The sequence below is a fragment of the Brevundimonas diminuta genome (assembly GCF_039673845.1).
In the GTDB taxonomy this organism is placed as follows: Bacteria; Pseudomonadota; Alphaproteobacteria; order Caulobacterales; family Caulobacteraceae; genus Brevundimonas; species Brevundimonas diminuta_E.
On sequence record NZ_JBDJMK010000003.1, the window covers coordinates 193,760 to 210,971 of the forward strand.

19 protein-coding genes are annotated in these 17,212 nt (G+C 68.0%); 12 read left to right on the top strand and 7 right to left on the bottom strand.

The annotated features are described in order from the left end of the window. Positions 1-74: 74 nt before the first annotated feature. The 3 genes from ABE454_RS04440 (at position 75) to ABE454_RS04450 (ending at position 2,643) form a co-directional block, all read left to right on the top strand. Positions 75-1,184, top strand: coding sequence for an AGE family epimerase/isomerase (locus ABE454_RS04440; protein WP_346529484.1), 1,110 nt, complete (start codon positions 75-77; stop codon positions 1,182-1,184). Further along, a complete protein-coding gene (locus ABE454_RS04445) occupies positions 1,181-1,687 on the top strand; it encodes a D-glycero-alpha-D-manno-heptose-1,7-bisphosphate 7-phosphatase (RefSeq protein ID WP_346529486.1) in 507 nt (168 codons plus the stop codon). The genes ABE454_RS04440 and ABE454_RS04445 overlap by 4 nt, the downstream gene beginning before the upstream one ends. Positions 1,688-1,749: 62 nt before the next feature. After that, positions 1,750-2,643, top strand: coding sequence for an alpha/beta fold hydrolase (locus ABE454_RS04450; RefSeq protein ID WP_346529488.1), 894 nt, complete (start codon positions 1,750-1,752; stop codon positions 2,641-2,643). Between the two features lie 219 nt (positions 2,644-2,862). On the opposite strand, the gene ABE454_RS04455 is transcribed toward ABE454_RS04450, so the two are convergent. The 3 genes from ABE454_RS04455 to ABE454_RS04465 form a co-directional block, all read right to left on the bottom strand. Next, the gene (locus tag ABE454_RS04455) at positions 2,863-3,087 is read right to left on the bottom strand and encodes an alkylphosphonate utilization protein (protein WP_003166615.1); all 225 of its coding nucleotides are present in this window, start codon (positions 3,085-3,087) and stop codon (positions 2,863-2,865) included. A 63-nt stretch (positions 3,088-3,150) separates the two neighbouring features. Then, positions 3,151-3,753 (bottom strand): DUF4168 domain-containing protein, encoded by a 603-nt coding sequence (locus tag ABE454_RS04460; RefSeq protein ID WP_346529491.1) that lies wholly within the window; start codon positions 3,751-3,753, stop codon positions 3,151-3,153. A 157-nt stretch (positions 3,754-3,910) separates the two neighbouring features. Next, the gene (locus ABE454_RS04465; protein WP_346529493.1) at positions 3,911-5,956 is read right to left on the bottom strand and encodes an NAD(+) synthase; all 2,046 of its coding nucleotides are present in this window, start codon (positions 5,954-5,956) and stop codon (positions 3,911-3,913) included. Positions 5,957-6,111: 155 nt separating this feature from the next. On the opposite strand from ABE454_RS04465, the gene ftsY reads away from it, so the two are divergent. From ftsY to ABE454_RS04480, 3 genes are all read left to right on the top strand, one after another. Beyond that, positions 6,112-7,047 carry a signal recognition particle-docking protein FtsY gene (gene ftsY / locus ABE454_RS04470; protein WP_346529495.1) on the top strand — a complete coding sequence of 312 codons (936 nt, stop codon included), beginning with the start codon at positions 6,112-6,114 and terminating at the stop codon, positions 7,045-7,047. 6 nt (positions 7,048-7,053) lie between these two features. After that, positions 7,054-7,698 carry an inner membrane-spanning protein YciB gene (locus ABE454_RS04475; protein WP_346529497.1) on the top strand — a complete coding sequence of 215 codons (645 nt, stop codon included), beginning with the start codon at positions 7,054-7,056 and terminating at the stop codon, positions 7,696-7,698. A gap of 380 nt (positions 7,699-8,078) precedes the next feature. Beyond that, positions 8,079-8,762, top strand: coding sequence for a MarR family winged helix-turn-helix transcriptional regulator (locus tag ABE454_RS04480; protein ID WP_346529499.1), 684 nt, complete (start codon positions 8,079-8,081; stop codon positions 8,760-8,762). A gap of 70 nt (positions 8,763-8,832) precedes the next feature. Here the strand turns inward: ABE454_RS04480 and ABE454_RS04485 are convergent, their stop codons facing one another. Both ABE454_RS04485 and ABE454_RS04490 read right to left on the bottom strand, forming a co-directional pair. Continuing rightward, complete coding sequence (locus tag ABE454_RS04485) at positions 8,833-9,057, bottom strand: oxidoreductase (protein ID WP_346529501.1); 225 nt, start codon at positions 9,055-9,057, stop codon at positions 8,833-8,835. Positions 9,058-9,179: 122 nt separating this feature from the next. Next, the gene (locus tag ABE454_RS04490) at positions 9,180-9,878 is read right to left on the bottom strand and encodes a MarC family protein (protein WP_346529503.1); all 699 of its coding nucleotides are present in this window, start codon (positions 9,876-9,878) and stop codon (positions 9,180-9,182) included. A 97-nt stretch (positions 9,879-9,975) separates the two neighbouring features. Between ABE454_RS04490 and pyrF the strand changes: the two genes are divergently transcribed. After that, positions 9,976-10,710, top strand: a complete 735-nt coding sequence (gene pyrF, locus ABE454_RS04495) for an orotidine-5'-phosphate decarboxylase (protein WP_346529505.1) — start codon at positions 9,976-9,978, stop codon at positions 10,708-10,710. A 256-nt stretch (positions 10,711-10,966) separates the two neighbouring features. Here the strand turns inward: pyrF and ABE454_RS04500 are convergent, their stop codons facing one another. Both ABE454_RS04500 and ABE454_RS04505 read right to left on the bottom strand, forming a co-directional pair. Beyond that, positions 10,967-11,782: a hypothetical protein gene (locus tag ABE454_RS04500; RefSeq protein ID WP_346529508.1), complete on the bottom strand. Its 816-nt coding sequence runs from the start codon at positions 11,780-11,782 to the stop codon at positions 10,967-10,969. A 321-nt stretch (positions 11,783-12,103) separates the two neighbouring features. Beyond that, positions 12,104-12,346 (bottom strand): DUF1674 domain-containing protein, encoded by a 243-nt coding sequence (locus ABE454_RS04505; RefSeq protein ID WP_346529510.1) that lies wholly within the window; start codon positions 12,344-12,346, stop codon positions 12,104-12,106. Positions 12,347-12,444: 98 nt separating this feature from the next. Here ABE454_RS04505 and htpX point away from each other — a divergent pair, with 98 nt between their 5' ends. The 5 genes from htpX to nusA all read left to right on the top strand — a co-directional run bounded on the left by htpX (position 12,445) and on the right by nusA (position 17,194). Continuing rightward, positions 12,445-13,440 carry a zinc metalloprotease HtpX gene (gene htpX, locus ABE454_RS04510; RefSeq protein ID WP_346529511.1) on the top strand — a complete coding sequence of 332 codons (996 nt, stop codon included), beginning with the start codon at positions 12,445-12,447 and terminating at the stop codon, positions 13,438-13,440. A 58-nt stretch (positions 13,441-13,498) separates the two neighbouring features. Further along, on the top strand, positions 13,499-14,227 hold the full coding sequence (trmB, locus tag ABE454_RS04515) for a tRNA (guanosine(46)-N7)-methyltransferase TrmB (RefSeq protein ID WP_346529514.1): 729 nt from the start codon (positions 13,499-13,501) through the stop codon (positions 14,225-14,227). A gap of 85 nt (positions 14,228-14,312) precedes the next feature. Next, positions 14,313-14,735, top strand: a complete 423-nt coding sequence (locus ABE454_RS04520) for a hypothetical protein (RefSeq protein WP_346529516.1) — start codon at positions 14,313-14,315, stop codon at positions 14,733-14,735. Positions 14,736-14,849: 114 nt separating this feature from the next. Then, positions 14,850-15,458, top strand: a complete 609-nt coding sequence (rimP, locus tag ABE454_RS04525) for a ribosome maturation factor RimP (protein WP_346529518.1) — start codon at positions 14,850-14,852, stop codon at positions 15,456-15,458. Next, complete coding sequence (nusA, locus tag ABE454_RS04530; protein WP_346529520.1) at positions 15,458-17,194, top strand: transcription termination factor NusA; 1,737 nt, start codon at positions 15,458-15,460, stop codon at positions 17,192-17,194. The genes rimP and nusA overlap by 1 nt, the downstream gene beginning before the upstream one ends. Positions 17,195-17,212: the final 18 nt, after the last annotated feature.

Below are 17,212 nucleotides of genomic sequence, written 5' to 3' on the forward strand. Positions count from 1 at the left end.
GGGGTCACTTCGCGTTGCGCGATGCAACGAAAGGGCGGCTTGGCAAAGGCATGGGCGCCGCCTAATCCGGGGTCATGCGCTTCGATCCCGCCGCCAAGGAACAGGTTCGCGACTGGCTGTTCGGCCAGGCCCTGCCGCTGTGGGCGCAGGCCGGGGTCGGCGCCGACGGACGCTTCTTTGAGAAGCTGGATTTCGACGGGCGGGCCGTCACGGGCGTTACGCGTCGCACACGGGTTCAGGCCCGCCAGGTCCATGTCTTCACCGAGGCGTCGGCGCTGGGCTGGACCGAAGGCGAGATCATCGCCCGCGCCGGGCTGGACGCCCTGATCGACGGCGCCCGCCGCGACGACGGCCTGTGGGTGCGCGCCACCGACGACGCAGGCGCCGTCGTCGACGCCACGCCCGACCTTTATGACCTGGCCTTCGTCCTGTTCGCCCTGGCCGGGGCGCATCGGGTGCTGAAGGACGGGCGGGCGCGGCCTCTGGCGCTGGAGACGCTGGCCGCCATCGAGGCGCAGATGGCCGACCCGGAACACGGCGGCTGGCAGGAAGCCCTGCCGCCCGTCCTGCCCCGCCGCCAGAACCCGCACATGCACATGCTGGAGGCCCTGCTGGCCTGGCAGGCGACGGCGCCCGATCCTGCGTTCGAGACGGCGGCTCGATTGGTTCTGGACCTGTTCAACCGACGCTTCTTCGACCGCGAGCATCTGATGCTGGGCGAATTCTATGAGCGTGACTGGAGCGTGCGTCCGGGGTCTGAAGGCCAGTGCATCGAGCCGGGCCATCACATGGAGTGGGTCTGGCTGCTGGACCGGGCCGCGCGCCTCGGTCTGCCGGATCACGGCGCGGCGGCGCGCGCGCTTTATACCAGCGCCCTGACCTGCGGGGTTCGCGCCGATGGTCTGGCCGTGCGCGAGATCAGCCGGATCGGTCAGGTCCGCGACGGCGGCGTGCGCCTGTGGGCCCAGACGGAGCTGTTGCGCGCCCTGCATGTACGCGGCGATCAGGACAAGGCCGCCCGACTGCTGGATCGCCTGTTCGCGACGCATCTGGCGACGCCCGTTCCCGGCCTGTGGTTCGACGCCTTCGACGCCGACGGCCAGCCGCAGGACGCCGCCGTTCCCGCCTCGACCTTCTACCACCTGATGACGGCCTTTTCGGCCCTGTTGACGGAGCCTTCATGAGCCGACCTGCCGCCTTCCTCGACCGCGACGGGGTGCTGATCGTCGATTGCGGCTATCCGCACCGGCCCGATCAACTGGTGCTGATCCCCGGCGCGGTCGAGGCGGTGAAGCGGCTGAACGACGCGGGCTATGTGACCGTCATCGTCACCAACCAGTCGGGCGTGGCGCGCGGCATGTTCAGCGAAGAGACCATGCACGCCTTCAACCGCCTGCTGGTCCAGCGGCTGGCCGAGGGCGGCGGGCGTATCGACGCCGTCTATGCCTGTCCCTTCCATGCCGAGGCGGCGGACGAGCGCTATCGCCACCCCGACCATCCGGATCGCAAGCCCAATCCCGGCATGTTGCTGAGAGCGGCCGCCGAGCATGATCTGGACCTGTCGCGTTCGCTGATGATCGGCGACCAGCCGTCGGACATGGAGGCGGCGCGGCGCGCGGGCGTGGCGGGCCACCGCTTCACCGAGGGCGATCTCGATCAATTCATCCGCGATCTGCCGCCCGCCTGATCGCTATTCCCCATGCGATGAATTAACCTTGTCCCGAGCAAGACTGCTGCCGGAGACGCCCCATGCCGATGACCACCCCGCTGGCCGACCGCTTTGTCGAGCGGCGCTGGACCTCGCCGGACGGCCTCAGCCTCTACGCCCGCGACTACGCCCCGGCCGAGGGACCGGCGCGCCTGCCGGTCATCGCCATCCACGGCCTGACGCGCAACAGCGCCGATTTCGGCGTCATCGCCGGCCTGATCGCCCACAGCGGCCGCCGCGTGCTGGCCGTCGACGTGCGCGGGCGCGGCCGGTCGGACCGCGCGCCCGATCCCATGACCTATACGCCGGAGGTCTACGCCAAGGACGTGGTCGCGCTGATGGAGCAGTTGGGGATCGACAGGGTGGTCTTCCTTGGCACCTCCATGGGCGGGTTGATCACGCTTGCGCTGACGGCGCTGAAGCCCAAGGCCATCGCCGCCGCCATCCTGAACGACGTCGGCCCCGAGGTCGCCGTCGAGGGCCTGACCCGCATCGCCGCCTATACCGGCCAGCCGGTCGTGATCGAGAGCTGGGATGACGCCACGGCCTACGCCCGGCGCATCAATGAGGCGGCCTTCCCCGACTATACGGACGCCGACTGGGCCGCCTTCGCTCGCCGCATCTTCCGCGAGGGGACAGAAGGGGCGCCGGTTCTGGACTACGACCCCGACATCTCCGCGCCGATCAAGGCGGCAGGGTCCAAGGCTCTGGTCCCCAATCTGTGGCCCTCGTTCCGGGCGCTGGCGCGCAAAAAGCCGACGCTGGTGGTGCGCGGGGGAACCTCGGACCTACTCAGCCCGGCCATTGTCGACAAGATGAAGAAGGCGGCGCCCGCCATGGCCTATGCCGAGGTTCCCGGCGTCGGCCACGCGCCCATGCTGGACGAGCCCGAGGCGCGCGCGGCCATCTTCGAGTTTCTGGCGGGCGTGGGCTGACGCAGCCTCACGTCATCCCGGCCGTAGCGGAGCGGAGAGCCAGGACCGCCGAGGGCGCTGCCGCCAGCCATTAACCGCCGCGTTTCCGGCGGTCCCGGATAGCCCTGCGGGCTTCCGGGATGACAGGGTTGCGAGGTCACGGGTCTCAAGTAGCGCAACGCGCGGTAGGCCAGCTTAAGAAGAGCCTCAAGTAGCGCGAAGCGCGATAGGCCCTCTAAATCACGCCTTCTTCACGAACTCCGTGCGCAGGACGAGGCCGCGTACCTTTTCGACGTTGGCTTCGATTTCGTCGGGGTCGCCGGTCAGGCGGATGTTCTTGACCAGGGTTCCGCGCTTCAGCGTCACCCCGCCCGAGCCCTTGACCTTCAGGTCCTTGATCAGGGTCACGCTGTCGCCGTCCGACAGAAGGTTGCCGTTGGAGTCCTTGGTGACGTCGTCGCTCATGATCGGTCCTGCAGAAAATGGAGACAGGGCCGCCGCATCCGCGACGGCCCTTCCCCTTAAGGCCTATGCCCCCCGGCGCGCCTGGGCAAGACCGATGCGCGCACGAAGGTGCTCGTCTTCCGCCGTGGCGCCGGAAATGGCGTTGAAGCGCTCGATGTCGAGGCCCGAGTTCTCGATGGCGGCGGCCATCTGGGCCTGCTGCTCCTCGTTCGGCTGGGCGCCGCCCAAGGCGCGGGCGATGCCCGAGATTTCAGACATGGCGGCGGCGAACTGGGCGGCCTCGGCGTCGGTGACGCTGGCGCCGACCGAACCCGGCGCCGACGGCGCAGCGCCCGCCACGGCGGCGCGGGCCTGCAGCACCGGATCAGCCGAGACGGCGGTCGAAATGGCGTTGAAACGTTCGATGGCCAGACCGGAGTTCTGGACGGCGGCGGACATCTGGGCCTGCTGGTCCTCGGTCGGGGCGCCGTTCTGAACGGCGGCGGCCACGCTCTGGACCGTCTTCATGGCGGCGGCGAACTGGGCCAGTTCGGCGTCCGTCGGTTCACCGGCTGCGGCGGGCGCAGCCGCGGGCGCGGGGGGCGCGTCCTGCGCCATGGCGGGCGCAGCGATCAGGAACAGGGCGGCCAGGATGGCGGTCGGGGCGGCGGCCGTTGCAAAGCGCATGGCGTATCCTTCTTCAGTCCCGAACGCTCAGCCCCAAGGCTGACCCGGACAGGTCCGGGCTCTCCCGCACGACCGGGCTATGTCAGTCTCACAGAGGGCGGGGAGGTCGAAACGCTAACCCGCGTCATGCGGGCGGGTAAACCCCGAATCGGCGCTTTCAACCCTCAGGGGTATTGGCGTCCAATTCGTCCAGCCACACCCGCGCCGAGGAATCCGACGGCGCCCGCCAGTCGCCGCGCGGCGACAGCGACCCGCCCGTGACCACCTTCGGCCCGTTCGGCACGGCCGAGCGTTTGAACTGGCTGGTCTGGAAGAAGCGGATCAGGAACTTCCTCAGCCAGCCCTTGATGATCGGCAGGTCATAGGCGACGCGTTCGCCCTGCGGCAGGCCGGACGGCCAATCTCCGCGCGCGGCGTCGCCCCAGGCCTGATGCGCCAGATAGGCGACTTTCGACGGCTTCAGGCCGAAACGGCTGATGTAGAACAGGAAGAAGTCGTTCAGCGCATAAGGACCGACGATGGACTGCGTCGATTGTATCGCCCCATCGGCGCCCGCAGGAACCAGCTCCGGCGAAATCTCCGTGGCCAGAATGGCGTGCAGGGTCGGAACGGCCGCCTCCCCCACCAGGCCGCGCTCGGCCACCCAGCGGATCAGGTGCTGGATCAGGGTCTTCGCCACCCCGCCGTTGACGTTGTAGTGGCTCATGTGGTCGCCGACGCCATAGGTGCACCACCCGAGCGCCAGTTCCGACAGGTCGCCGGTGCCCAGCACGAAGCCGTTGTTCTGATTGGCCAGACGGAACAGATAATCGGTGCGCAGACCCGCCTGGACGTTCTCGAAGGTGATATCGTGCACCGGCTGGCCGTCCGCGAACGGATGGCCGATGTCCCGCAGCATCTGTTCGGCGGCGGGGCGAATGTCGATCTCTGCCCCCGTCACCCCCAGCGCCGTCATCAGCGCCCAGGCGTTGGACTTGGTGCCGTCGGAGGTGGCGAACCCCGGCATGGTGAAGGCCAGGATGCCGCTGCGCGGCAGCTCCAACCGATCGAAGGCGCGGCAGGCCACCAGCAGGGCCTGGGTCGAATCCAGCCCGCCCGAGACGCCGATCACCAGCGTCTTCGACTCCGTCGCCGTCATCCGGCGCATCAGGCCCTGGACCTGAATATTGAAGGCCTCGAAGCAGTCCTGATCCAGACGCGCCGCGTCGTCCGGCACGAAGGGGAAACGGTCCAGCGGACGGATCAGGGCGTCGGTCGGCCCCTCCCCCGCCTCGAACGGAACCACCGTCGCGGCCTCGCCTTCCAGACGGGCGCAGTCGGCGAAGGTGCCGTTGCGCAGACGGTCCAGACCGATACGGTCCACGTCCACGTCGGCGATGGTCAGATGGCTGTGCAGGGCGAAGCGCTCGCCCTCGGCCAGACGGGCGCCCAGTTCATGGATGGTCGCCTGACCGTCCCAGGCCAGATCGGTGGTGCTCTCGCCCCAGCCCGAGGCGGCGAAGACATAGGCCGACAGGGTGCGCGCCGACTGGCTGGCGCACAGCAGGGCGCGCTCGTCCGCCTTGCCGATGACGATGTTGGAGGCCGACAGGTTGCACAGGATGCGCGCGCCCGCGAGCGCCGCCCGCGTCGAGGGCGGCTGCGGCGCCCAGAAGTCCTCGCAGATTTCGACCGCGAAGACGAAGCCGGGCCGGTTCGTCGCCTCGAAGATCAGGCCGGGCACGAAATCGACGCTCGTGCCGTTCAGCAAGACGGCGTCCTCGCTGCGGCTGGCCGCGGGCGCGAACCAGCGCTTCTCATAGTATTCGCGGTAGTTAGGCAGGTAGGTCTTCGGGACCACGCCCAGAACCTCGCCCCTGCCCAGCACCACGGCGCAGTTGAACAGGGCGTCCCCGTTGCGGATCGGCGCGCCGATGACGGCAATGACGCCCGCTTCGTCCGCCACCCCGGCCAGACGGGCGATCTGGCGCTCGACCTCTTCCAACAGGGCCGCCTGCATATGCAGGTCGTCAATGGCGTAGGCGCTCAGCGACAGTTCGGGGAAGACCAGCAGGTCTACGCTCTGCGCGCCCGCCTGACGGATCAGCCGTTCGTGTTCTTCAGCATTGGCGGCCGGGTCGGCGATATGAACCACAGGCGTCGCCGCGGCGACGCGCACGAAGCCGTGGCTGCTCGGGGCATGGAAGGGATGCGTCTTCGCCATCAATCTTTCCGCTCATCCCGGCGGACGCCGAGACCCAGTGAGAACCATAGGGCACAGACCCTACAGCCTGCGCGATCAATATAGGGTTGCGCGGTGAAGCCCAAGGATTGCGGTTTATAGTGACCTGCGAACCGCTCTCGGCTAAGGCTCTGCGCATGAGCGATACGCCCAAAAAAGGCTGGTTTCAGCGGCTGAGCGCGGGTCTGTCCCGATCCTCCAAGCAGATGACCGATCAGGTCGTCTCGACCTTCGTGAAGGAGCCCCTCTCGGAGGAGGCGCTGGAGCGGCTGGAGGAACATCTGATCGAGAGCGATCTGGGTCCGGCCGCCTCGGCCCGCATCGTCGAGCGCTTCCGGGCCTTGCGCTTCGGCAAGACCTCCGACGAGCGCGAGGTCAAGGAGGCGCTGGCGGAGGCCGTCGCCGCCGAACTGACGCCGCGTCAGGCGACGTTCGATCCTCTCAGCGGGCCCAAGCCCTATGTGGTCCTGTTTGTCGGCGTCAACGGCTCGGGCAAAACCACGACGCTGGGCAAGATCGCCTCGGACCTGACGGGCAGGGGCGCCAAGGTGATGATTGTCGCCGGCGACACCTTCCGCGCCGCCGCCCGTGAGCAGCTCAAGGTCTGGGCCGACCGCGCCGGCGCTCATTTCGAGAGCCGCCGCGACGGCGCCGACGCCGCAGGGCTGGCCTTCGACGCCTTCACCAAGGCGAAGGAAGAAGGCTTCGACGTCGTGCTGATCGATACGGCCGGGCGGCTGCAGAACAAGTCGACCCTGATGGACGAACTGCTGAAGATCGTGCGCGTGCTGAAGAAGGTCGACCCCGACGCCCCGCATGAAACCCTGCTGGTGCTGGACGCCACCGTCGGCCGCAATGCGCTGGAGCAGGAAAAGATCTTCGGCCGCACCGCCTATGTCTCGGGCGTGGTGATGACCAAGCTGGACGGCACCGCGCGCGGCGGCGTTCTGGTGCCGGTGGCCCAGGCCTCGGACGCTCCGATCAAGCTGATCGGCGTCGGCGAGGGGGCCGAGGACCTGCAACCGTTCGACGCGCGCGCGTTTTCCCGATCGCTGGTCGGGCTTGAGGACTGATTGCCTATGAGTGAAGCGACCAAAACCAAACGTCCGCAGTGGATCCGTCAGGCCGTCGATTTCGGCGCCCTGGTCGCCTTCATGGCCGCCTATTTCATCACCCGCGACATGATCAAGGCGACCTGGGTTCTGGTCATCGCCTCGATGATCGCTCTGGCCGTGGGCTTCGTGCTGGAGCGCCGCCTGGCGCCCATGCCCCTGATCACCGGCGGCTTCGCCCTGGTGTTCGGCGTCCTGACCATCGTCACAGACGACGACCTGTTCGTGAAGCTGAAACTGACGGTGCAGAACGGCCTGCTGGCGGCTGTCCTGCTCGGCTCGATCCCGTTGAAGAAGTCTCCGTTCAAGGCCCTGCTGGGTTCAGCTCTCAAGGTGACGGACGAGGCCTGGCGCAAGCTGACCTTCCGTTACGGCCTCTACTTCCTGGCCGTCGCCATCGCCAATGAGGTGTTCCGCAGCCCGACCGCCGTCACCGCCATCTGGTCGGCCCTGAACCTTGGCGCGCCCGATCCGAACGGCGTCTGGACCGCCTTCCGCGGCGTGCTGTGGATCGCCGCCTCGGTCTTCGGCCTGTCGCAGGTGCCGCTGATCATGAAGAACATGATCAAGGACGAAGAGCCCGGCCCCATCTCGCCCGACACGGGGCTCTGACGCCGCGCTCTCCTCTGGTCATCCCGGCCTCAGCGAAGCGACGAGCCGGGACCGCCCCGCCCGCGGCTTTGGAGAGAAGGCAGGTCCAGCGTCGCGGCCCTGGCTGTCCCGGATAGCCCTGACGGGCTTCCGGGATGACGAGGCTGGGAGTTTCAAGCGCCGCCAGCGCGCGGCAGGTCTCACCCGTTCCGGGCCTCAAGTAGGGCGAAGCCCGGTAGGCCCGCTAAACAACGGCCTCAAGTAGCGCGAACGCGCGGTAGGCCCACTTAAATGTCTTCAAACCGTCAGCTTTAACGTCGTCAAAGCGTTAAGAGGGGCTGTTAGCTGTTGCAGCATCATCCGGCCACGGCCGGTATCGGGCTGGTTCGGGAACGAAGACGATGATCAAGTCGGGCAAGCAGGCGAAGATCAAGGGCGGGCTGGCGGAATCGCCCAGCCACCTGATGCACCGCGCGTTGCAGCTGGCGCTGGACATCTACGCCGAGGAAGCCGGGCCGGACGGCCTGACCCAGCGCCAGTTCGCCGTGCTGGAGGCCGTGGCCGCCCGCTCGGGCCTGACGCAGACCGATCTGGTCAAGGCGACCGGCATCGACCGCTCGACCCTGGCCGATCTGGTGGCGCGGATGACGACCAAGGGCCTGCTGGAGCGCGAACGCTCGACGCTGGACGCACGCGCCAAGGCCGTGCGCCTGTCGCCCGAAGGCGAGGCCGCCCTGCTGGCCGCCCGCCCGCGCGTCGAGGCCGCCGACAAGCGCATCATGGGCCTGCTGCCCAAGTCCAAGCGCGACAGTTTCCTGGACCTGTTGTGCAGCCTGTCGGACGCCGCTGACGCCGCCCCCGAACAGGCCCGCGCCGAGATCAAGGCCGCGAAAAAAGCCGCCAAGGACGCCAAGAAGGCGGAGAAAGCTGCGCGCAAGGGCGACGGCAAGGCTGGCGGCCGCGGCAAGAAAAAGAAGAAGACTGTCGCTGAGATCGTCCTGACGGGCGAACTCTCGTCCGCAACGTCGGACGTAAATCAGGCGGACACGGAGACCGCTTCGTCTTTTGATAAGGTGGAAAGCTGACGCCCAAGGGGTGCGTTTCCAACAACACGCTAACGGGGCGTGAGCCCGACTGCACGGTGGGGCCGAAAGCTCAGGCGGCCAGTCGACGGGCCTGCCTGTTCGGCGTCAGGTCTGCAGGGGCGAAGCTGCGGACTTCGTGATTGCCGCGATAGAGGTCAATGCGTTCCAGGCGAGGCCACTCACGCGCCACGTCGTTCAGACCACGAACAGCCTCACATTCCGTGACGCCCGGCAGGACGCACAGCTCAGGCGTAATCGCCTCGGGCGTGTGGACCAGGCAGTAGAAGACATCCATGGGGCGCGCTCCCGGCGTTCAGGCGCGGCTTCCTTGCCCGGAGATGATGACAGGCGATCGCGGGAAAGACGACGCTTTGAAGAAGATCGAGGGGACGCTCAACCGTGTTGTGCTGCGGGGGTCTAATGGCCGCCGGAAGGGTAGGGGGTGGTGACGCCCGCGCTGAACATGCCCGGCAGGGCCTCGCCCAGACCCATCAGGATGAACTGGATCGCCAGGGCGCACAGGATCAGGCCCAGCACCCGCACCACAATGGCCATGCCGACATCGCCCAGGATGCGGCTGATCGGGCCGGTGGCCGAGAAGCACAGGAAGGTCACGACGCAGGCCGCCCCCATGGCGACCAGGGAGGCGATGGTGCCGGCGAAGCCCAGTTTCTGCGCCTCGCCAGCCTGGATGATGATGGCCGAGATGGCGCCCGGCCCGATCATCAGGGGAATGGCGAAGGGCACGATCAGGCGCTTGAACCGGCGCTTGGCGTAGCCGCGCACGTCCTGGGCGTCGGTCGCCGCGTCGGCGTCGGCGAAGATCTTGAGGAAGTCCTCGCGCGCCATGTCCAGACCCAGCAGCAGCAGCAGGATGCCGCCCGCGATGCGGAAGGCGGCCAGTGAAATGCCGAAGAACTGCAGCAGGCCCAGGCCCGTGAAGAAGAAGAAGCCGAGGAAGACCGCCGCAAAGGCGCAGATCATGGCCGAGACGGTGATGCGCTGACGCAGGGAGGCGCCCGCCGTGGCCGCTGCGAAGATCGGCACATTGCCGATGGGGTCCAGCAGGGCGAACAGCGCCACGAACAGGTTGACCCCCAGATCGACCGCGTTCATTGCTGCACCTTGCCCTGAAAACCCGCCGCGCGACCGCGACTCCTTGCCCCACCTATCGGGGCATCCGCGCGCGCCTGCAAGCCGCCGAGAGCCGGAAATGTCCCCCGATCGCTTTACAGACCGCCCCAATCGCCCTTTTGACCCGCGCGTGATCTGCGCCCTGGACGTGCCGACGACCGATGAGGCGCGGGCTCTGGTCGAGCGGATCGGCGATGCGGTGGGCTTCTATAAGGTGGGGCTGCAGCTGTTCGCCTCGGACGGCATGGGTCTGGCGCGCGAGCTGAAGGCGTCGGGCGCCCAGGTGTTTCTGGACTGGAAGCTGCACGACATCGGCGCGACGGTGGAGAAGGCGACGGCGGTGCTGGCGAACGCAGGCTGCGACCTGCTGACCGTCCACGCCCGGCCGCAGGTGATGGCGGCGGCGGCGCGCGGCGCGGCGGGATCGGACCTGAAGATTCTGGGCGTGACGGTCCTGACCAGCCTGACCGACGATGATCTGAAGGCGGACGATCACAGCCTGTCGGCGGCGGAACTGGTGGAGCAGCGGGTGCGTCAGGCGCTGGAGGCCGGAATTCACGGCGTCGTCTCCAGCCCGCATGAGGCGGGGCGCGCGCGTGAGATCGCGGCGGCGGCGGGGCATGAGGACTTTCTGATCGTGACGCCGGGCGTGCGGCCTGCGGGCGCGGCCATGGACGATCAGGCGCGCGCGGCGACCCCGGCCAGCGCGCTGGAGGCGGGGGCGACCCATCTGGTCATCGGCCGTCCGATCACCGCCGTCGCCGATCCGCGCGCGGCGGCGCAGGCGATCACGCAGGAGATTGCGCTGGTCTGAGGGCAAGCCTCTGATCCTGAAAAGGATCGTGCTTCACGTGAAACAGGAAGGCGGCCGCGTGTTGAGGGCGGGCGCGGACTTTTCGTTTCCGCAGTTATCCCGCCGAGCGGGTCTGTGCTTCCGGAACGGTAGCGCCTGAAGCCAAAGCACTGGGTCCCGGCGTCCGCCGGGATGAGCGGGGGAGAGGACGGGCAGCCCCTCCAGTTACTGCAAGACAAGAAAGGGCGGCGTCTGCGGACGCCGCCCTTTTTCACTATCAGCCGCGTTCGCCGCGTTCCTGGCGGTAGGGCCGCTCGGTGGGCGAAGGCGGGGGGGGCGCCGCCGGAGGCACGGCGTAATAGCCCTGTTCGAAGTTCACGACCGGCGGGGCCGTCTCGACGCGCGGCGGCTCGACGTGGACGTTGGGGCGGGCGACATCGACCTGAGCCGGGGCGACGCGCACGTCCGCGGCGGCCACATGGACGGGCGGCGGGGCGACGTGGACGCGGGCCGGTTCGACATAGACCGGCGCGGGCTGCACATAGATGGGCGGCGTCTCGACATAGACGGGCGGCTGCGAGACGTAGACCGGCGGCTGGCTGACGTAGATCGGTTCGCCGCGATACTGCTGGGCCGGAGCGGCGTATCCGCCCTGATAATAGCTCTGCTGGTAATAGCCCTGCTGCTGGCCGCCGTCATACTGGCCGCCGCTGTATTGGCCGCCGTAGCCGCCATAGCCGTAGCGCGCCCACGGATAACGGCCGTAGCCGTCGACCGGATAGCCGAAGGGCATCGAGCGGGTGACGCCTGAGTAGGCCTGGCCGCCGTGCTGGATCGGCGGCTGCGACGGGGCGACCACGACCGGCGGGCGCACGCCTGCGCCGCCGTAGCCGTAACCATAGCCGTAGCTTTCGATCGGGCCGTAGCCGCCCTGCCAGCCGGTGTCGCTGTACCAGGTCTGGGCGCGGCTCTGGACCACGGGGCCGCGCGCATAGCCTGCGGCGGCGTTGTAGCGGGCGTCCGCCTGGCGGGCCTCGGCGGCGCCGGCGATGAGGATCGCCGCGCCTGCGGCGGCGTAGAATAGAGCCTTCATGGCCATGCTCCCTGTTTCAGCCGCAAAGGTTAATGCGGATATCGCCGGAGCGTTCATTATTCTCCCCTCAAGGGAACGGGGGCGTTTTGCTGCTCATGTGAAGGGAGTGGCGGCGTGGAGGGGATATGGGCCGTAACGAAAGGGGCGCCGGGTTGCGGCGTCGCAAACCCCTCCACCGCTACGCGGTCCCCCTCCCCATGAAATGGGGAGGAAGGGCGGAGGGCGAACTTAATCCGCTCAAGCAGCGAGCCGCCGCGCGGCGAGCGGTAGCGCCTTAACTCAGTTCAAGCAGCGAGCCGCGGCGCGGCGAGCGATAGCGCCTTAAAAATCTACCGCGATGCCCTTTTTCTCCCAGTCGCCGAAGCGGGTGGGTTCGGGGCCTTTGCGGCCGCCGACTTCGTGGGGGAGCGCGGCGGTTTCCTCGGCGGCGCGGCGTTCGGCGGCCTCCAGCAGGGCGCGGCGGGCGATGTCGCCCAGCGGCCGTTCCGGCGTGGCGTGGGGCACGTCGGCGTTGAAGGCGTCCTCGGGCGAGGATTGGATCGGGGGGGTGGGCTGTTCGGTCACAGGTCGCCTGCCTTGAGAGCGGGGATACTGCGGCTCAAATAGACGTTCAGGCTGAACAAGCCACCCCTGATGCCCGAAACCCTTCGACGAAGCGCCGCATGAACCACCTGAAGACATTCGCCCTGCTGGCCGTGATGACCGCCCTGTTCATGGGGATCGGCTATCTGATCGGCGGCGCGACCGGCATGGGAATCGCCCTGGTCGTGGCGGCGGGCATGAATGTCTTCAGCTATTGGAACGCGGACAAGATCGTCCTGAAGATGTACCGCGCCCAGCCGGTGGACGAGACCCACCCCAACGCCGTGGTGCGGGCCTATGTCGCCGATGTGAAGCAGATGGCGCAGGACGCGGGCCTGCCCCTGCCCAACATCACCATCATCCCGAACGATCAGCCGAACGCCTTCGCCACCGGGCGCAATCCCCAGAACGCGGCGGTGGCGGCGACGACGGGCCTGCTGGACATGCTGACGCGCGAAGAGATCCGCGGCGTGATGGCGCATGAACTGGCCCATGTGAAGAACCGCGACACCCTGACCATGACGGTCACGGCGACGGTGGCGGGGGCCATCGCCATGCTGGCCAATTTCGCCATGTTCTTCGGCGGCAACGACCGCGAACGGCCCGGCGGCATGATCGGGACCATCGCCCTGATGCTGCTGGCGCCGATGGCGGCGGGTCTGGTGCAGATGGCCATCAGCCGCGCCCGCGAATATGAGGCCGACCGCGTCGGGGCCGAGATCGCCAACGATCCGCAGGCCCTGGCCTCGGCCCTGCAGAAGATCGAGGCCTATGCACGCGGGGCGGTGAACGCTCCGGCCGAGCGCAATCCGGCGACGGCCCATATGTTCATCATCAATCCGCTGAACGGGAAGGGGGCGGACAATCTGTTCTCGACCCACCCGGCCACGGGCAACCGCGTGCGCGCCCTGATGGAGCTGGGGGCGAAGATGGGCATGGGCGGGCGCGGGCGTCCGGCGGCGGCCTTCGCGGCGCCTGCGCCTTCGCCTGAGTCATCGGGCGCGCCGATCCGGGGAACCAGCGTGCCGACGACCGACGACGCGCCCGCTGTGTCGCCGCGCGGGCCGTGGGGCTGAGGCTTTCCGCAGGCATGGGCCTTTGCGTGTGCGGGCTTAAGCCGCTAGAGCGCGCGCCATGACCGACGAGACCGATCCCAAACCGTCTGACGCCGAGCGCCCCGAATGGGCCAGGGCGCATGGCCCGCTGCGCTCCTTCGGGCGCATCAAGTCGCGGCCGATCAAGGCGAAGCAGGCGGCCCTGTTCGACACCCTGATGCCGCGCATCGCCGTGCCGGACCCGGCCAGGGGGCCGATCGACCCTCTGGCCCTGATGCCCGGCGCGAACGCGGCGTGGCTGGAAATCGGCTTCGGCGGCGGCGAGCATCTGGCGGCCCAGGCGGCGCGTCACCCGCAGGCGGTGATGATCGGCTGCGAGCCCTTTCTGAACGGCGTCGCCTCGGCCCTGCGCCACGTCGAGGAGGGCGAGCTAGAGAATGTGCGCCTGCACGCCGACGACGCCCGCGCGGTGATGGCGGCCCTGCCGGACGCCTCGCTGGACCGGGTGATGATCCTGTTCCCCGACCCCTGGCACAAGGCGCGCCACAACAAGCGCCGCTTCCTGCAGGACGAGACGGCGGTCGAGATCGCCCGCCTGCTGAAGCCGGGCGGCAGGGTGCGCTTCGTCACCGACTGGCTGGACTATGCCGACTGGGCGCTGGAGCGTCTGGCGCGCACGCCGGGCCTGACGCGCCGGGAGACAGGCGCCGACTGGTTCGCTGCGCCCGAAGACCATGTCGTCACCCGCTATGAGGAAAAGAAGCTGGGCGACACCGATCCGATCTTCCTCGAGTTCGTGCGGAGTTAAGGCGATGGGCGAGCGGCGATCAGTGTCCGGAACGGCTGATCCTCACTGGCCCCAGCTTCTGCTCTGTGTGGTGCTCGCGCCGGTTATGTCGGCGATTTTCTACGGTCTGGCGGGCCGCCTGATGGGCGCTCCTGACACGCTGGCGATGCTGTCGCCGGTCGTGTGGATGTTCGTGCTGTTCTACGGCCTTCTTCCGTCGCTGCTGTTCGGGAGCATAGGCTGCATTCTGGCCGAGCGTTTCCTTTCGAAGGCGTCCGTGGTCCTGTGGAGCGTGGCGGGCGCTGTGGCGGCTTCGACCTATGTGGCGGCGTCGCTGGGGGCGGCGGGGCTGGGACTTGAGGCGGTGGGCTTTTTCTCGCCGTGGAAGGTTGTCGGAAACGGCAAGGACGCGCTGGGCATGGGCGGCTGGAGCGCGCCGCTCTGTATTGTCATGTCCGGATTCGCCGCCGGGGCGCTTTATCGCTGGCTGTCGAGGCCGCGAACGGCGAGGACGTCGACAGGGGGCTGACACGGCTCCCGCTTTGGCCTATATGACCGCTCACATCGTTAGACCGGCGTCCAACGGCGTCGTATCAAGCGGCGGCCCGGACGGTCCGTCGCTTTTGTTTTCTGGAGTATCCGCTTGCGGGCCAAGACCGCCGAAGACCGTGCTCTGCTGGAGCTGATCGACCCCGTGGCCGAGAGCCTGGGGCTGGCGGTCGTGCGCGTGCGCCTGATGGGCGGCACCCTGCGTCGTCGTCTGCAGATCATGGCCGAGCGCAATCTCGATCACGACATCTCGGTCGAGGAATGCGCCCGCCTGTCGCGCGCCGTGTCCGAGGTGCTGGACGCCGCCGACCCGATCGCGGGCGAATATCTGCTGGAAGTCTCCTCGCCCGGCATCGACCGGCCGCTGACGCGCCTGATCGACTTCGACCTGTTTGAAGGGCTGGAAGCCCGCCTCGAAACCGACCGCATGGTCGAGGGGCGCAAGCGCTTCAAGGGCATTGTCGCCGGGACCGAGGGCGAGAACGTCGCCATCGACCTGGACGGCGAGGAAGAGACGGCCCTGATCCCCTTCGCCTGGCTGGCCGACGCCAAGCTGGTGCTGACCGACGAACTGCTGAAGCGCGGCGCGGCCCTGCGCGCGGCGCGCGGCGAACCTGAAGACGACGGCCTGCCCCAAGATACGTCTGGGGGCGCGCCGGATACAGAACAATCCAACTCCGACTCCACTAAGGACGACGCCTGATGGCCGTGACCGGAATCTCCGCCAACCGCCTGGAACTGCTCTCCATCGCCGACGCCGTCGCGCGCGAGAAAAGCATCGACCGGGAAATCGTCATCGACGCGATCGAGGAGGCGATCCAGAAGGGCGCCAAGTCGCGTTACGGCGCGCACCACGACATCCGCGCCAAGATCGACCACAAGACCGGCGAGCTGAGCCTGACGCGTCACGTCACCATCGTCGCTGACGACTGGCAGCCGGAAGACGAGCTGGAAGAGTTCAACGACAGCGCCATGGTGCGCCTGCGCGACGCGCTGAAGCGCGACGCCGAGGCCGAGGTCGGCAAGGAATACGTCGAGATCCTGCCGCCGTTCGAGTTCGGCCGCGTCCAGACGCAGATGGCCCGTCAGGTCGTGACCGGAAAGGTCCGCGAGGCCGAGCGCGCCAACCAGTACGAAGAGTTCAAGGATCGCGTCGGCGAAATCGTCAACGGCACGGTCAAGCGCGTCGAATACGGCAACACCATCGTCGATCTGGGCCGTGGCGAAGGCATCATGCGCCGCGACCAGTCGATCCCGCGTGAAGTGTTCAACATCGGCGACCGCGTCCGCACCTACATCTATGACGTGCGCCCGGAGGCCAAGGGCCCGCAGGTCATGCTGTCGCGCGCCCACCCCGGCTTCATGGCCAAGCTGTTCGCCCAGGAAGTGCCGGAAGTCTATGATGGCGTGATCGAGATCCGCGCCGCCGCCCGCGACGCCGGTTCGCGCGCCAAGATGGCCGTGCTGTCGAACGACAGCTCGATTGACCCTGTCGGCGCCTGCGTCGGCATGCGCGGTTCGCGCGTGCAGGCGGTGGTCGCCGAACTTCAGGGCGAGAAGATCGACATCATTCCGTGGGTCGACGACGAGCCGACCTTCATCGTCAACGCCCTGGCCCCGGCCGAAGTGGCCAAGGTGGTGCTGGACGAGGAAGCCGACCGCGTCGAAGTCGTGGTGCCGGACGAGCAGCTGTCGCTGGCCATCGGCCGTCGCGGCCAGAACGTGCGTCTGGCCTCGCAGCTGACCGGCTGGCAGATCGACATCATCACCGAGTCGCAGGATTCCGAGCGTCGCCAGCGTGAGTTCACCGAGCGCACCGCCCTGTTCCAGGAAGCCCTGGACGTGGACGAGACGATCGCCCAGCTGCTGGTCACCGAAGGCTTCGCCACGGTCGAGGACCTGGCCTTCGTCGAGCCTTATGAAATCTCGGAGATCGAGGGCTTCGACGAAGACACCGCCGAGGAACTGCAGACCCGCGCCCGCGAACATCTGGACCGTCAGGCCGCCGAACTGGACGCCAAGCGCGTGGCTCTGGGCGTCGAGGACGGCGTGCTTGAAGTGCCGGGCGTGACCGCCGCCATCGCCGTCGCCCTGGGCGAAGGCGGGGTGAAGACGGTCGAGGATCTGGCCGATCTGGCCACCGATGAAATCCGCGGCGGCTATGAAGTCCGCGGCGGCGAGCGCGTGAAGGTTCCGGGCGTTCTGGAAAGCTTCAACCTGAGCCAGGAAGACGCCGAAATGCTGATCCTGCAGGCGCGCGTGGCCGCCGGCTGGATCGACGCCTCGGAACTGCCTCAGCCGGAATACGTCGAGGAAGAAACCTTCGAGGAAGAGGCCGAAGCCGAGGGCGATGAAGACGCCGTCGCGGCTGACGCTGACGTCGACGCTGATGCAGAGGTCGCCTCCGACGACCTCGACGATCAGTCCCGCGACATGTGATGGGAGCCGCAGCCGTCC